General features: G+C 46.1%; 15 protein-coding genes. 13 read left to right on the forward strand and 2 right to left on the reverse strand.

The genetic code is table 11. From position 1 onward, the window contains the following. On the reverse strand, positions 1-1,350 hold the full coding sequence (locus tag ACYQ2M_RS11320) for a CaiB/BaiF CoA transferase family protein (protein WP_459916452.1): 1,350 nt from the start codon (positions 1,348-1,350) through the stop codon (positions 1-3). A 674-nt stretch (positions 1,351-2,024) separates the two neighbouring features. Between ACYQ2M_RS11320 and ACYQ2M_RS11325 the strand changes: the two genes are divergently transcribed. From ACYQ2M_RS11325 to ACYQ2M_RS11385, 13 genes are all read left to right on the forward strand, one after another. Then, positions 2,025-2,231 (forward strand): hypothetical protein, encoded by a 207-nt coding sequence (locus tag ACYQ2M_RS11325; RefSeq protein ID WP_459916453.1) that lies wholly within the window; start codon positions 2,025-2,027, stop codon positions 2,229-2,231. 29 nt (positions 2,232-2,260) lie between these two features. Continuing rightward, entirely contained in the window at positions 2,261-3,055 is a 795-nt protein-coding gene (locus ACYQ2M_RS11330; protein WP_459916454.1) for an SDR family NAD(P)-dependent oxidoreductase, read from the forward strand. 21 nt (positions 3,056-3,076) lie between these two features. Further along, positions 3,077-3,214, forward strand: a complete 138-nt coding sequence (locus ACYQ2M_RS11335; RefSeq protein WP_459916455.1) for a hypothetical protein — start codon at positions 3,077-3,079, stop codon at positions 3,212-3,214. Between the two features lie 246 nt (positions 3,215-3,460). Further along, a complete protein-coding gene (locus tag ACYQ2M_RS11340) occupies positions 3,461-4,582 on the forward strand; it encodes a sodium ion-translocating decarboxylase subunit beta (protein ID WP_459916456.1) in 1,122 nt (373 codons plus the stop codon). Between the two features lie 225 nt (positions 4,583-4,807). After that, positions 4,808-5,023, forward strand: coding sequence for a biotin/lipoyl-containing protein (locus ACYQ2M_RS11345; protein ID WP_459916457.1), 216 nt, complete (start codon positions 4,808-4,810; stop codon positions 5,021-5,023). A gap of 365 nt (positions 5,024-5,388) precedes the next feature. Further along, complete coding sequence (locus ACYQ2M_RS11350) at positions 5,389-5,790, forward strand: VOC family protein (protein ID WP_459916458.1); 402 nt, start codon at positions 5,389-5,391, stop codon at positions 5,788-5,790. Positions 5,791-5,948: 158 nt separating this feature from the next. Continuing rightward, positions 5,949-7,514, forward strand: coding sequence for an acyl-CoA carboxylase subunit beta (locus ACYQ2M_RS11355; RefSeq protein WP_459916459.1), 1,566 nt, complete (start codon positions 5,949-5,951; stop codon positions 7,512-7,514). 222 nt (positions 7,515-7,736) lie between these two features. Next, positions 7,737-8,945, forward strand: a complete 1,209-nt coding sequence (locus ACYQ2M_RS11360) for a thiolase family protein (protein ID WP_459916460.1) — start codon at positions 7,737-7,739, stop codon at positions 8,943-8,945. A gap of 11 nt (positions 8,946-8,956) precedes the next feature. Next, complete coding sequence (locus tag ACYQ2M_RS11365; RefSeq protein ID WP_459916461.1) at positions 8,957-9,736, forward strand: enoyl-CoA hydratase/isomerase family protein; 780 nt, start codon at positions 8,957-8,959, stop codon at positions 9,734-9,736. 64 nt (positions 9,737-9,800) lie between these two features. Then, entirely contained in the window at positions 9,801-10,652 is an 852-nt protein-coding gene (locus ACYQ2M_RS11370) for a 3-hydroxyacyl-CoA dehydrogenase family protein (RefSeq protein WP_459916462.1), read from the forward strand. Positions 10,653-10,693: 41 nt separating this feature from the next. Next, a complete protein-coding gene (locus ACYQ2M_RS11375; protein ID WP_459916463.1) occupies positions 10,694-11,467 on the forward strand; it encodes a glucose 1-dehydrogenase in 774 nt (257 codons plus the stop codon). Positions 11,468-11,517: 50 nt separating this feature from the next. Continuing rightward, a complete protein-coding gene (locus ACYQ2M_RS11380) occupies positions 11,518-13,302 on the forward strand; it encodes an acyl-CoA dehydrogenase family protein (protein ID WP_459916464.1) in 1,785 nt (594 codons plus the stop codon). A gap of 278 nt (positions 13,303-13,580) precedes the next feature. Beyond that, positions 13,581-15,389 (forward strand): acyl-CoA dehydrogenase, encoded by a 1,809-nt coding sequence (locus tag ACYQ2M_RS11385; protein ID WP_459916465.1) that lies wholly within the window; start codon positions 13,581-13,583, stop codon positions 15,387-15,389. A gap of 556 nt (positions 15,390-15,945) precedes the next feature. Here the strand turns inward: ACYQ2M_RS11385 and ACYQ2M_RS11390 are convergent. Further along, on the reverse strand, positions 15,946-16,299 hold the full coding sequence (locus ACYQ2M_RS11390; RefSeq protein ID WP_459916466.1) for a PilZ domain-containing protein: 354 nt from the start codon (positions 16,297-16,299) through the stop codon (positions 15,946-15,948). Positions 16,300-16,846: the final 547 nt, after the last annotated feature.

Below are 16,846 nucleotides of genomic sequence, written 5' to 3' on the forward strand. Positions count from 1 at the left end.
TTACTCCTTCTCCTGCTCTTCTCTGGCCAGAATAAGTCCGGCCTTGCCATCCCAGTCCTCGGGGGGTTTACGTCCCGGCAGATCACCCCATTTCCCCAGGGCGCCGCATTCATATAATTTTTCAATTTGTTTTTTGTTTCTACCCAGATATTTTGTCATGACGTATTCGTTATCAAAACCCACCGGTCTCACCGACCACTTGACCCTGGGAGGCGTTTTTGACATCATTACGGGAAATCCATAATCGTGGTACTCGCCCAAAATAGGATCGTCAATTTCTGCAATAAATCCTCGTTCTTGGGAGTGTTTGTCCGTCATTACGTCTTTAACGCTTTTTACACGAGAGGCTGCAAAACCGTATTTTTCTGCTAATTCTTCGATTTCAGCGGCGGATTTGGTTCTTACCCAGCCCGAAATGATGTTAATAATATCGTCGGCATTTTCTTTTTTTAGGCGCGTTAGATGGTCATTAAATCTGGCGTCTTCCGTGAGTTCCGGCTTGTCCATGGCCATGCATAATCCTTTGAATTCATCCGGGGCCGGTGCGGCAATTGCCACAAAATCATCGTCGGAACAATAAAAGGTATCCGCCGGGCATATGGAAACATCTCTATTGCCTGCGGGCATGGCTTCTTTGCCCGTTATCTGCTGGTAGGGCCAGACCCAGGACATTGTTCTCATGATATTCTCAGATTGCGACAGATCTATGAACTGGCCCTGCCCGGTTTTATCTCGGTGGTGGAGCGCTGCTAATACCGCCACTTCTCCCATTACACCACCATAATCATCGCAGGGATAAATACTGCTTTTAATCGGTGGTTGGTCCGGAAAACTCGACATCCATGCGTATCCGCAAAGCCCCTGACCTGCGCCGTCATTGGACGGTCGATTTTCTGCAGCATAGGGTCCCCATTGTCCGTAACCTGTTTTGGATATATAAATAATGCCCGGATTAATTTTTTTAATCTGGTGATAACCGACATTCCATTTGTCCATAACTCCCGGACGCAGGTTTATTTCAATAACATCGGATTTCAGTGCCAGTTCCTGGAAAATTGTCTGGGCTTCAGGTTTATGTAAATCAAGGCCCATCCAGTATTTGTTCGTATTATTATGGACAAATACCGGAGGAAATCCTTTGTAAAAATAGCCGAAGGGTGCCATATTACGTCCTGTGTCGCCAATGGGTGGAATTTCGCATTTGATTACTTCAGCCCCCATGCTTGCTAAAAAACCCGGTCCGACAGGGCCAAGAATCAAAGTTCCCACTTCAAGAACTCTGAGGCCTTTTAACGGCAATGGCTTTGAATATCTTGTTTTTTTATAATCTTTCCATGTTTCTTGCCCCATAGCAGTGGATCATCTCCTTTTAAAAAAGTCCCATGATGGATATCGTTAATCTTTTATCACCATTTTTCCGGTTTAATCGTTTGTCGGGCCTGGTCATAACACTCGACACCCATTGTATTTACAGGCCTGCTCATGATTTCGGCCACTTTACATGAAACAAATACGATTTCATGCGGTTTTGAAATGGTGTCTTAAACTTAGATGACCCTGTTTTATATAAGAGTTTCCCCTTTTTAGATTGTCGGAATGAAAAGATAGGCCAATCCTCAGCCCCAGTTTCCTTTCCATGATGACAAATATAATAAGGGCACACTCTTTATATATGTGATCGTATTTAAAATCTCTTTCTTTTTGAAGTCTATTTAAATGACCCTTTGTCTTTTTGCTTATATTAATTTTATATTTAATGAAATTATGGTGGGTTGTCAAGGGGTATTTATCGGTTGAAGCTTTGAGATTTTTTTTATGTTTAAATGTAAATTATTGATATAGATATGTAATGATGTGGTTGTGGTGGTCTCGTTTAAAAAAAATCTTGACAATGCTTAAACGTTCTTGTTAAAAGCATTTCATTTAATTTAATTAAATTTTGCCAAAAGGCGAAGCGCTATGATGGGGTGGCTGCTCCACGCTCCACCCATCCACGGCGTTGAAGCCTACTGCGATTCTCAGCCATGAAAGGAAATAAAAAGCCATTTCCTTTCATGGCCTGCGAGTTTCGCGGCTTAACAGCCCGGCCCGTTGGGTTCGCTCCGGCTTTGGTCGATAAGGCCAATAACACAAGCCTGACCCCGTTCTCGTTCTCGCAAAATCGCCAGAAAAAACTTGAACATCCAGTGAAAGGTCATTTGAACCATGTGGTTCAATTAGACATCACTTGAAAAATATACCACATCTAAGGAGGAGCGATATGCTTGAGATTAAAGGTTCTGTGGCGGTTATCACCGGCGGAGGGAGAGGCATTGGTTTGACACTTGCCAAATACTGGCTTTCTAATGGTGGAAAGGTGGTGATTGCCGATATTGCTGAAGATGTTCTTGAATCGGCAAGGGTTGATTTAAAAAAAATAAGTGAAGATATTACGACGCTTGTGTGTGATGTCACCAATGAAGATGATTGCGCTAAACTGGCGGATACAGCCATTGAGCAATACGGAAAAATTAATTTGGTTGCTCCTTTTGCAGGAATTATTAAAGACGGACTTATGCTTTCCAGGGACAGGGAAACGGGGAAGGTTTCTGCAAAAATGAGTTATGACCAGTTTCAGTCGGTGGTGAATATTAATTTGGGTGGGGTGTTTCTGACGGTTCGGGAATGTGCGGAACGAATGATTAATAATGAATGTAAGGGTCTTATCTGTCTGATTTCATCCACAGGATCAATGGGAACGGCGGGGCAGATCAATTATTCTTCAACCAAGGCGGCTGTTTCGGTGATGCCCAAAGTTATTACTGCGGAATTTTTTCGTCGTGGCCTTGGAAATCAAATTCGTTGTGCGGCGGTTGCACCGGGATATGTGGCAACGTCCATGGTCAGCAATATGAATCAAAAAGCCCTGGAAAAAATTGTGAATCAGGTGCCCATAGGTCGTTTGATAGAGCCTGAAGAAGTGGTCTCGTTTGTGGGGGATATCTATAAAAATGAAGCCTTGGCCGGCGAGGTCTTTTTTATCCATGGTGGATTGCGTCTTGATTCCAGGGGATGATGAAAAATTGTGGAGGTCATAATGGTGAATAATGCGTTAACGGTTTTTATTTCCGGTATTGCCGGTGTTTTTGGTGGGATGGCATTGCTTTATTTCTCTTTAAAAATAACCTCTTTTATTACGGACAGAGTTATGTCCTCTGTTGGTTATGCAAAATAACACAGATAAGAATCTAAGGGTCCGTTAAATATCAATATAAAAAAAATTGAACATCGAGTAACGGTTCCTAATCGGCGAAGAATCTAACTGACGAAGGCTTAGTAAATATTTGGTCACCACTCCATCTTTACCTGTTTTGGGCTGCTCATATAGGATTCGTATGCTACGCAGGTCAAAACAGTCGAATATGAGGCATTGCCCAAACATTTACATGGCCAATCCGAATCTTTACAAGGTTTAATATAAATGTTTAATAGTTTACAGTTTTTAACAACGACCACCGGCTTCTGGCACCTTACCCCCGGCATGATGTTCATGTGGGTTGTTGGGCTGGTGTTGATTTATCTGGCCATTGCCAAACAATACGAACCGCTTTTGCTGCTTCCCATCGGTTTTGGTATTGTCCTTGCCAATCTTCCCCTGGCCGGTCTTATGGCCCCGGAAGAGGGGCTTTTATGGAAATTCTATGAATACGGCATTCACTGGGAGATCATTCCGCCTCTGATCTTTTTGGGTCTGGGAGCACTTACGGATTTCGGACCTCTTTTGTCCATGCCTTCGCTTATTTTTCTGGGAGCCGGGGCCCAGGGCGGGGTGTACCTGACCTTTTTCATTGCCAACAGTGTTCTTGGGTTTGACCTCATGGAATCGGCCACCATCGGCATCATCGGTGGTGCGGATGGCCCCACCACCATTTTTCTGGCTTCCAAACTGGCCCCACATATGCTGGGGATTTGCGCCGTGGCCGCCTACTCCTACATGGCCCTGGTTCCCATTATTCAGCCCCCTGTGATGAAGGCCCTGACCACACAAAGTGAACGAAAAATCCGAATGAAAAAGGGCCGCAAGGTGAATAAGCTTGAAAAGCTACTTTTTCCTATCATTGCCACCTTTGTTATTATTCTAATCGTGCCTGCGTCGGCCCCGTTAATATCCATGTTTATGGTGGGGAACCTGTTCCGGGAGTCCAAGGTGGTGGAGCGATTGACCAAATCTTCCCAGGAAGAGTTGCTTAATATTGCCACCATTTTTTTGGGGCTGCCCGTGGGTGCCACCATGAATGCCGAGAATTTTCTGCAATGGAAGGTGATTTTTATCTTTGTACTGGGGCTTTGCGCTTTTATCCTCAGCACGGCGGTGGGGGTGTGTATCGCCAAGGTGATGAATCTGTTTCGTAAAGATAAAATCAATCCGCTGCTGGGCGCAGCCGGTGTGTCTGCGGTTCCCATGGCAGCCCGGGTGGTGCACAAAGTCGGTCAGGAAGCGGACAAGAAGAATTACCTGTTGATGTACGCCATGGGTCCCAATGTGGCCGGTGTCATCGGCACCGTCATTGCCGCCGGTATTTTCTTGACCCTGTTGCAGTGATTTTTAAACCCAATGAAATACCTAATACTCGATGTTCAAGTTTTTTCTGCCGATTTTACGAGAACGGGGTCAGGCTTGTGTTATTGGCGTTATCGACCAAAGCCGGGGCGAACCCGAACCGCCACCGATAATGCCCATAATGCACGCCTGATCCCTCCCGGTTATATGTCAATATAAAAAAACTTGATTGTCGAGTAATACAAATCCAAACCAAAGGAGATTCCCATGAGTGAAAAGTTATTGGCCCCCCTGGCCGGAAAAATTGTTCAGATTGACGTAAAGGTTGGCGATAGTGTGGAAGAAGATGGCGATGCCATGGTCATAGAGGCCATGAAGATGGAAACCCCCGTCTATATTCCCTGTGATGGTACTGTTGCCAAAATTAATGTGAAAGAAGGTGATACGGTTGAGGAAGACGCTGTGCTTTTGATTGTCGAATAAGTTTTTTTTGTGGTGGCTGTCGGTTTGCAGGTAGGGATGTGCTCTTTCGGTGTGTTTGTTTCGGGGAGCACATTTTTTGTTGAAAAAAGTCCTGATCGTGTAAGGCAATTATTTTTTGAGGCGGTTTATTTGTTTAAAATTAATTTTATATATAATGAAATATAGAGAAAATCTGCAATGTAAAAAACAATCCATTTGGAGCCGTTTGGATGCTTGCATATATAATTAGTTGATATAATGGATAAATATTGAAATGTTACCTTAAAATATAAAAAAATACTTGACACTATTAAAATAAAATGATTATAAAATAATACCAAATTTAATTAAATTTGATATTCCCGTAAAGAATAAGAGGATTGCCCATGATTAAACGCATCAATCATATTGGTATTGCAGTGTCGGATTTGGAAGAGGCCAGGCAAAAAATGTCTAACCAGCTGAACACAACCGTTTCTCAACCGGAAAGTTTTGGAGAACTCCTGTTTTCATTCATTGGTATGGAGGGAAGTAATCTGGAACTCCTTCAATCCACAACGGAAGAAGGGGTTATTGCTAAATATATTCAGCATAAAGGACCGGGAGTACATCATATTGCCCTGGAAGTCGACGATATCAATGCTGAATTAGCACGTCTGGAAAGCATGGGGGTAAAACTGATCAACAAGACCGCTTATCGCAATGCCCATGACGATCTGGTGGCGTTTATTCATCCAAAGAGCACCTTTGGTGTTCTTTTTGAGCTGATTCAATTATCGGATCATTGATATTTTTTTATAAGAAAGAGCCGATATATCTAACACTCTTTCAACCTTTGTTGTGGGCAGAACCGGATCAGAATATGGTCTGCCTGTGACAGTTAAGATACCAAGCCTTTTAATTCGATATTCCGGCCGCCACTAAGCTGGAAAGAGAGGAGGAACGCATGATTACACAAAAGACCTGGGAAGATACTATTTCAATATTGCAGGAAAAGGAAGACCAGGCCAGGCTGGGTGGCGGCGCAGAACGGCAGGAAAAAATAAGAAGCCGGGGAATGCTCACCGCTCGGGAAAGAATTGACTATTTATTGGATGCCGGTAGCTTTGTTGAATTAAATATGCTGGCGGAACATCAATGCCACGATTTCGGCATGGAGAAAAAGAAATTTCCCGGGGATGGTGTTATTACGGGTTTTGGCAAAATTAATGGGCGTGAGGTTTTTATTTTTTCAGAAGATCCTACGGTACTGGGGGGATCTACCGGCAAAACCCACGGAGCGAAGATTCATTACGTGCTGCGACTGGCCAGGGAAAATATGAAGCCTGTTATCGGGCTATATGCCTCTGCCGGTGCCCGCATCCAGGAGGGCATGGATAACGTATACGGTATCACCGGCATGTTTTTGGAAAATACGCTTAATTCCGGGGTCGTACCTCAGATTGCAGCCATTATGGGCGATTGTACCGGTGGTGCAGCATATTCCCCGGCCCTGTGTGATTTTATTTTTCAGGTGGAAAACACCAGTCATGTATTCATTACCGGACCTGCAGTTATTAAGGAAGTTACTGGAGAAGAGGTCAGTTTTGAAGAACTTGGTGGTGCGGATGTGCATAGTTCAATATCCGGTGTTGTGCATATGACGGCGGAAGACGATTGGCAATGCCTGGATAAAATCAAACATCTGATGGGTTTTTTGCCCCAGAACAACACTGAAAAACCAATTTCTTATACTCCTAATGATCCCATGGATCGAGAGGTCCCCGAACTCATTGACCTTGTTCCCATTCAAATGAACAAAACCTATGATATGAAAGCAGTGATTCGGGTTCTTGTGGATAACGGGGAATTTTACGAGGTTCACGAAAAATTTGCACGTAATTTGGTTGTGGGGTTTTGCCGTATGGGTGGCCAGGTGATCGGTATCGTGGCCAATAATCCATGGGTCCTGGGTGGTTGTCTTAATATTGATGCCTCGGACAAGGCGGCACGGTTTATCAGAACCTGCGATGCCTTTAATATTCCCATTCTTTCCCTTGTGGATGTGCCCGGATTTTTGCCGGGAATGAAACAAGAGCACTTGGGAATTATCAGGCATGGTGCAAAGATGCTTTATGCATGGACAGAATCCACCGTGCCCAAGGTTGCCATGATTTTGCGAAAAATGTATGGTGGTTCCATTCCAGCCATGGGGGTACATGAAATCGGATTTGATCAGGTCTTTGCGTGGCCGTCTGCAGAAATGCAGATGATCGGTGCCGTTCCTTCCGTAAAAATCCTGTACCGACGAGAGCTTGCAAAGGCCTCGGACCCTGATGCGTTTTTTGCAGAAAAAATCAAACAATACCAGGATACTTACCTTACACCCTATCATTCTGCTTCCCGATCCGTCATTGATGCGGTGATTCATCCCAAAGATACGAGAAAACGGCTGATCGCCACTTTTTCCATGTTGGAAAATAAAACACCTGCGGCACGTCTGGAACGTAAACACGGGAATATTCCGCTTTAATGTTCATTCTATTCGCTAAGAGATGCAGGTTCTTTTTATATGAAAAGGCAGCCTCCAAGGCAACCTCAGCAGAGCCGCCCCCCCGATGGGCAATAGGAACCGGACAATTGAGCTGTCTACAGTTCCGGGCCGGGCCATTGCCCGTCGGGGGGCGGCATGATAGCATATTTCAATATTCGTTGTGTCGGTAGACAGACATGACCGTTACAAGGAGAAAAAACGATGTATCAGGACATAGTCATTGTCAGCGCGGTTCGTACCCCTTTTGGACGTTATTGTGGTTCGCTTAAAGCGTTTGATTATTTTGATCTTGGGGCGATCCCCATGAAAGAGGTATTAAACAGGGTAAATCTCCCCGGAGACCAGGTGGATGAAGTGTTCTGGGGAGTAGGAGATACGTCTGTGTGTAAAGATGTTTATACCTCCGTGGCGGCCAGGCAGACGCTTATTAAAGCCGGTCTTCCGGTTGAGACGCCCTCCATTGCCTTTGATAAAGCCTGTGTTTCGGCCATGTCCGCATTACATTATGGTTGTCGTGCCATGGTGGCGGGGGAGATTGAATGTGCCATCGGTGGTGGAGCAACCTCGTTCAGCCAGGAACCTCTCATCGTTCGGGGCCTTCGGTGGAAAGGGTTTCGCATGGGGGACGTAAAAATGGAAGATCCTCTGTTCGCTCTGGGTTACAAGGATTTTAATCCTGTTTCAGTGGATACGGATAATATGGCTGCGGAATACGGCATCAGTCGAGAAGAGCAGGATGAGTGGGCCATGAGAAGTCATCACAATTATGGGACAGCCTGGGAAGCGGGAAAATTCAAGGACGAAATGATGCCTTTGACCATTCCCCAGAGAAAAAAAGAGGATTTGATCCTGGATAAGGATGAACAATATCGTCCCCAGATAAATATGGAGCAACTGGCGAAACTGCCTGGTATTTACGGTTGTAAAACCATTACCGCCGGCAATGCCCCCGGCTTGAATGATGGTGCCACAGCCATATTGTTCATGACCCGGAAAAAAGCTGAAGAATTGAAACTGGAGCCCCTTGCAGAAATCGTATCCATGGCTTCCATTGCAAGAGATCCGGCTCGCATGGCGGAAGCGCCTGCCTATGCTGCAAGAAAAGCACTTCAGGCCGCTGGAAAATCCATTGACGACATAGATCTTATCGAAATCAATGAGGCCTTTGCAGCCGTTCCCCTGGTCAGTATTTTAAATCTGGCTGAAAATGACCGGGCAAAAGCCGCTAAACTTCACGAAAAAACAAATATCAACGGCAGTGCCATTGCCATTGGTCATCCCAATACGGCCAGCGGTGCCAGGGTGATGATGAACCTGATTTATGAGCTCCGAAGAAGGGGCGGTGGTTATGCCATGGGCGGCATTTGCGGCGGTCTGGCCCAGGCTGATGCCTGCGTGTTAAAGGTATAAGATGGTGAGCCATGAGTAAAAATTACGTTAGTTTAACTATTGATAATGGTGTGGGACGGATACAATTCAACCGGCCTGAAAAATATAATGCTGTGAATCCTGAAGTTCTCCTTGATTTAGAAAAAGCGGTGGTGGCGTGCGAGTCCGATCCGTTGGTGCATGTGGTGGTGTTGACAGGAAATAAGAAGGCATTTGTTGCAGGTGCGGATATTGCCCACATGGCCACCGCAGATGTTGCCGTGGCCTGCGAGTTGGCTGACCTTACCCGGAGGGTTCAGGAGCGGCTGGCCGATTTGCCTAAACCCACCATAGCCTCTATTTCCGGTTATGCTTTGGGTGCCGGGTGTGAATTGGCATTGTGCTGCGATTTTCGTGTGGCCGATGAAAGTGCTGTTTTGGGTTTGCCGGAAATTACACTGGGCATCATCCCCGGAGGAGGGGGAACCCAGCGCCTTGCTCGTTTAGTGGGAATGAGTGCCGCAACCCGTATGGTGCTTCTCGGGGAAACCATTAATGCAAAAGAGGCAAAGCAAATCGGGTTGGTTGATTCCCTGGTTCCGCCGGAGGCTCTTGAGGCAGAGGTGGCGGCATTGGCGGATAAAATATGTAAACGTCCTGTGATGGCGCTGCGTGCGGCCAAGACTGCCATGCGAAAAGGGATTGGGGTTTCTCTTAAAGATGGTCTGCAGATGGAACAGGATCTGTTTTGCATGCTGTTTGGAACCATGGATCAGAAAGAGGGCATGGCCGCGTTTATGGAAAAACGTAAACCTCAATTTAAAGGCGTGTAAAATGAGCGTTTAAGATTTACGAAATACATTCATGGGCGCTGTTTAAAACATAAAGGAAAAGAAAATGGAAATCAAAACCGTTGGAGTTGTGGGTGCAGGTGTGATGGGCAGTGGTGTGGCCCAGGTCAGTGCCGTGGCCGGATACCGCGTGCTGGTTCAAGATGTTAGTGAAGCAAGTTTGGAACGTTCCAAAAGCGGCATTGCTGCAAGCTTGAATAAATTTGTAAGTAAAGGGAAAATGACCCAGGAGCAAGCAGATACGGCCCTGTCCAGTATTGAACATACAACGGATTTGACCCAGGTATGTGAACAATCCGACCTGATCATAGAAGCGGTGTTTGAAAATTTAAGTATCAAGCACGATCTGTTTACAAAATTTGCTGCGGCTGCCCGTCCAGAAACCATTTTGGCTTCCAATACCTCGGCTTTGCCCATTACTGAAATTGCCGGTGTCACGGATCGTGGTGAAAAAATTGTGGGCATTCACTTTATGAATCCTGTGCCTTTGATGAAGGGTGTGGAAGTGATCCGGGGCCAGCTGACCACCGATGAGACCATGCAGGTAGCCTCGGACTACATTAAGAGGTTGGGCAAGGAACCCATTCCGGCCGTTGATTATGCCGGTTTTATCGTTAGTCGTTTATTGGATGTATTAATGAATGAAGCAGTTAAAATGGTCCAGGAAGGAAATGAACCAGAAGCCATTGATCGGGCCATGGAACTTTGTGCCGGACATCCCATGGGGCCCTGTCGATTGCTTGATCTGGTGGGTGCGGAGATTGCCATGCACGGGATGGAAACCATGGCACGTGATTTTGGTGATGCCTATAAGCCCCATCCTTTATTAAAAAAACGTGTTTTGGCCGGGCTGCTTGGGAAAAAATCAGGCTCCGGCTTTTACGATTACAGGGCTTGATCTATCCATTGACCAACTGAGTCATACTTATGGAGGAATTCATGAAAGTACCAGAACTTTTTGACTTGAGCGGCAAAGTGGCAATGGTGTCCGGAGGCGGCGACGGTATCGGTCGCTCCATGACCATGGCATTGGCACAGGCCGGTGCGGATATCGTGGTTTTTTCACGCCGGGCGGAAAAGTGCGAGAGCGTTGCCCACGAAGTGGAGAAAATAGGCGGTCGAGCCATGGCCATGGCCTGCGATATCACAAACCCGGAGGCGGTTGATAAGATTGTTTCCAAAACCATGGAAGAGTTCAAACACATTGATGTCCTGCTCAATAATGCAGGGCGCACATGGGGCGGAGCGCCGGAAGAGATATCCGATGAGGCCTGGGAAAAGGTGTTTGCTTTGAATGTCACCGCCACTTTTCGTTGTACCCGACAAGTGGGAATTGAGATGATCCGGCAAAAAAGCGGTAAAATTATTAATATTTCCTCCTACTCAGGTGCCAGGGGAACGGATCCGCGTTATATGGATGCGCTTCCTTATAATACCTCCAAGGGTGCCATCAATACCTTTACAAAGGATTTGGCAGTAAAGTGGGCATGTCACGGTATACAGGTTAACGCCATTGCACCGGGATGGTTTCCCACCCGCATGACCCAGGCAACCTTTGATCAAAAGGGCGAGGCTATTCTGGCTGATGTTCCCATGGGACGTTATGGTAAACCCGAAGAGCTGGGCGGGATTGTTGTCTTTCTTTCGGCAGCGGCTTCAAACTATGTCACGGGACAAATTATCGGCGTGGATGGCGGAATCAGCGCCTGGTAATGGCATGATGCCGCCCCCAACAAAATTACTAAAAAAAGGAAAATAAAAATATGGGTAACTCAGTTGCAGGCGGGCAATTTTTGACTCGTGAAATATCCTCCGAAGATATATTTATTCCGGAGGACTTCACCCGTGAACACAAAGCCATCGCCAAATCAGTCAAAGAGTTTATTGTTGGAGAACTTCAGAGTCGCGGAGATGAGATCGAGCATGTAAACAATGAATTGAGTCGGCTGTTGATGAAGAATGCCGGTGAGATCGGATTGTTGGCTGCCGATGTGCCTGAAGAATACGATGGCATGGCCCTGGACAAGATCAGCTCTTTGATTATTTCCGACAAGCTGGGAGAGGGAGCCGGATCGTTCACCATCACGGAACTGAATCATACCGGCATCGGGACCTTGCCACTGGTGTTTTTCGGCACAAAAGAACAAAAAGAAAAATATCTGCCGGGATTATCATCCGGAGAATTAATCGGAGCCTTTGGGCTGACTGAGCCGGATGCCGGATCAGATGCTCTTAATCCCCGCACCACGGCTGTATTAAGTGAAGACGGATCTCATTACCTGATCAACGGAACCAAGTGCTTTATCACCAATGCCGGTTTTGGCGATCTTATTTTCACCTTTGCCAAGGTGGATGGAGAGAAGTTCACCGCCTTTATTGTGGAATTTGATTCCCCCGGTCTTTCTGTGGATGCCGAAGAAAATAAAATGGGCATGAAAGGTACCTCCACCCGTTCCGTTATCTTTAACAATGTCAAGGTTCCGGTGGAGAATGTCCTTGGAGAGGTTGGCCGAGGAAGTGTTGTGGCCATGAATGCGCTGAACATGGGACGTTTCAAGGTGGGTGCGGTGTCCATGGGTAACGCGCGCAGCACCTTTGGTGAAGCGGTTCGCTATGCAAAGCAGAGAGAACAGTTCGGCAGATCCATCTGCTCGTTTGGCATGATTCAGGAAAAAATCGGCATGATGGCCGCCAAACTTTTTGCCGGTGAGAGCATGATGTACCGCACGGCCAAAATGATCGACGATGTGATTAAACATGGTCCCATGTCCACATCAGACATCGGTCGGGCGACTGCCGCTGGTCTGGAAGAGTACCTTATTGAATGCTCAATCATGAAGATTTTTGGTTCGGAAACCCAGGGGTATGTGGCTGACGAGTCCATCCAAATCTTTGGCGGTTACGGTTATATATACGAGAATCCCGCTGAACTGTCCTTTCGCAACGGACGCATCAACCGCATCTGGGAAGGTACCAATGAGATCAATCGCTTGACCATTGCCAACACCTTATTTAAACGTCTTGTTAAAGAAAGGCTGGAGATGGAGTCGGATCTGGATGTCCTTCGTTCAGTGCTTAAACAACTTGAGCCTGTCAAGCAGGATGACGGAAGTCTTGATCTATCCAAACAAATGCTTGCCACGGGCAAAGGCATTACTCGATATGTGGTGGGGCTGCTTCGTCAAGTTCATGGAAAGTCACTGGGTGCAGAGCAGGAGCTGGCAGGTATGCTCAGTGATATGCTCATTGAGCTTTATGCCTTTGAAAGCGCATATCTCAGGGCGGTCAGACTCAGCAGCGGGAAAAAAGCTCGCAATGGAAAAATCGCAGCCCAGATTGTACGGTACCTTGGTTGCCGTTTGTATGATCGTCTCATAAGCCTTACCAATCGCATTTTACCGGCTGTTTGTGACGCTGATTCCCTTGGTGATGAATTGTCCGCGGTTTCAGGGCTCTTGGTTCCCCCACCCGTTGATACCATCCGGTTGCTGCGGGAAATTGCCGATGACTGTGTTGCAAAAAAGGGCTATCCTTTTAAATTACTATAGAAATCAGTTCTCAATAAGTCCGGGCATTCAGTGAGTTCTTTTGAATAGTACCCGGTGCTTAAAGGGTAGTCAGCCTTTATCAGCCCGAGGTTATTGAGAAGTTACCTATAAAACCTGTTTAAGGGACTCAGCAGTTTTTAATCCACCGTTGAATCAGGCCCAAATTTAGGAACAATGGCAGCCTGGGGTTGATAAACAGAAAGCATCTTTGATGCTGACCCCTCCCCATTATATGTCAATATAAAAAAACTTGATCATCGAGTAATAAGGAGTTTTTCATGGCGCAAATACTTGCCGATCGCAGAGATATCACCTTTGTCCTCCATGAAATGTATGAAACGGGAAATCTAAGCAAACATGAAAAGTTTGAAGAATTTCCCCCTAAAGTCATGGATATGGTGGTTAACGAGGCCAGAAATCTTGCCATAAAAGAGATCTACCCCACCTGGAAGACCGGTGACGAAGAAGGCTGCCATTTTGAGAAAGGTGCCGTCACGCTTCCTGAAGGCTATAAGCATGCATGGCAATGCCTTGTGGAAGGCGAATGGATGGCCATGGATCGCAGCGTGGAATACGGTGGCCAAGGCATGCCGGAAACTTTGGCCATGGCGGCAAGAGAATACCTCGTGGCCGCCAACATGTCTCTGTTGATGCTGGCCGTTACAAACCACGGCAGCGGCAAAATGATCGAAGCGTTTGGAACACAAAAGCAAAAAGATCTTTATTTAAGAAAAGTTTACAGTGGTGAATGGGGTGCCACCATGCTTCTCACCGAAGCCGAAGCCGGATCGGATCTTGCCGCAATGACCACCATCGCCACCCCAAACCCCGATGGTACATATAACATTGTTGGAAATAAAGTGTTCATCTCCGGCGGCGAGACCGACCTTGCCGATAACATTATCCATCCGGTTTTGGCACGCATCGAAGGGGCCCCACCCGGCATTCGAGGAATCTCTTTGTTTCTGGTACCTAAATTTCATGTTAATGACGACGGAACCCTGGGTGATAGCAATGACATTGTCTGTACCGGTATCGAAGAAAAAATGGGACTCCACGGAAGCCCCACCTGTTCCATGACCTTGGGCAGTAAGGGCCCGTGCACAGGTACCCTGCTCGGGGAAGAGAACAAGGGCATCGCCATAATGTTCATGATGATGAACGAAGCACGCCTCTTGACCGGGGGCCAGGGGTTGTCTTGTTCATCTGCCTCATATCTTTACGCCCTGGACTATGCCCGGACCCGTTTACAGGGCTCCATGTTGGGAGATAAGGATAAAAAGCAGGTCGCCATAATCAATCATCCCGATGTTCGTCGCATGTTGATGACCATGAAGATGCATGTGGAGGGGATGCGTAGCCTGCATTATTACATTGCCAGTCGAGAGGATTGGAAACATCTGGTGGACGATCCCAAAGAGAGGGAAAAATATCAGAACCTCATCGATATTCTCATTCCCATTGCCAAAGGATACGTGACAGACCGGGCCATTGATGTGTGTAATCTGGGGGTTCAAATTTTCGGCGGATATGGTTTCACCAAGGAGTTTCCGGTGGAGCAGCTTCTCAGGGACGTTCGCATTACTTCAATTTATGAGGGGACCAACGGCATTCAGGCCATCGATCTTCTGGGTCGGAAGCTCTCATTGAAAAATGGACAGCTGTTAACCGATCTGATCGGTGAGATGGAAAAAACCCTGAACGCGGCGAAAAATCTCGATGGGACCAAGGGGCTTGTGGATAAGATCCGGTCTGTGATGGAAAAATGGACAAAAGCAGCCCGGCATCTTCATGGGGTCTCAACGGGAGGGGACATACGGAAAGGGTATGTTCATGCATCTCCATTCATGCAGCTTACCGGTGATGTGGTCATGGCCTGGATGCTTTTATGGCGGGCAATTGTGGCCACGGAAAAACTTGAGGGGAAAGTCAAGAAAAAAGACAAAGCTTTTTACGAAGGCCAAATTAAAACCGCCGAATTTTTTATTCGTTCAACGCTGCCGGTCAGCGCAGGCATTGCAGATAGTATTCTGGATACTTGTGGAGCGCCGGTTGAAATGGATGATGAGGGATTTGGGGGTAAATAATTGCCATGGTCAGCTCATGATGTGATTTGTTTTTTACAAGTGTGTCAAAGATCATTTTGAAGAGCCGGAAAGAGCTTGGGATGGCATGTACATATCCCGGTATGAATTTTATTGGCTCAGTAAAAATCCTAGCCCAGAGGGCCAGGTTTTCCATGTTAGAATAAAAAGGCCTACCGTTGTCGGTAGGCCTTTAATTTTATTGTCTGCCTGCCGAAAAATGGCTCAAGCAAGATGTTTGTGAGGGGGTAGGCTTGTGTTCGGGGAATTATCGGTGGGTTTCAAAATAAGTTCTGCCTGTGGTAGTTATTTAGGACCTTCTACCAAGCGAATTAATTCCGCTACATACCCTTTCATGTTAATCGCCTAGGCATTCATTTCTTCGGATGCACTGGCATTTTCTTCAGCACTGGCATGAACAATCCTTAAGGTTGGGAAGAAAACCCCTTAATTTTTAGCTCAGGGGATGAACTGCCGGGTGTGGTATGCTTCTATACTATACGTTTTTGAAAAGCCAATGAAGTGATCAGGCCCGAAAAAAATTTATGTAAGCACTCGTTTACCTGGACTCTTCCGTACAATTATACTTTACGATGTTTTTAAGGTGGGCATAGGTATCCACATCCATGGAATCAAAAATAATGCCCATGCCTTTATCTGTTTGCCTGCTAATTGACGCCTGCATTTTCAATTCTATTTTTTCATTGCTTCCGGTCAGATGGATTTTCACCGAGCAGCGAGTACCCGGATCGAATCGCTGGTTGGTGTCAACATAGATTCCTTTCAGACTCAAGTCCTTTGAGTTGCCGGACAGCACCACGGCTTTTCCATCAATATCGACTATGATTCTTATGGGGGTTGAAAATTCGACCCTGTCAAATTTGCGTCTGTTGTCAGAATTGGAAGGTTTCATGGCAGATTCCTTTTTGCCCTGTTTGTTGGCATCCTTCATATGAGCCCACAACGAATCTATTTTTTTTGCCCCCCCACTGCAAAGGGCGGGCAAGAAGGTGTAAACTGTTTTTGACGGATACCTGTTTTTTTACCCTGTTGCACTGTCAAAGTTTCAATTTTAGTGTTGGGGATCTCCAAAGATGCCGTGGCGTAACACTTTGCAGTATGTACACTTCTAAATTTTAGCCTTGAGCATGAACTATACCGCTATAGGTGTTTTTCCCAATGCTTCAAAACATATCATGACCAGTCTGAAATGGGCAAGTCCGAATGGAATTTTGATGATGTTCAGGCAAATGATTTTGATCTGGTATTTTACAGGAGAATAACATTCACTCGATGTTCAAGTGTTTTCTGTCTATTTTGCAAGCCTGATCCTTCCCCAAAGTGGCCCATGTTGTGATTAAGCCCCAAATTAATAAGATACCGTATATAATCCTATATAGGTATAGAATTGTATGCATATCTATTCTTTATCTTTTTATATTAAATACTTATGGAACTGA

Source organism: Desulfocicer niacini (assembly GCF_054657595.1).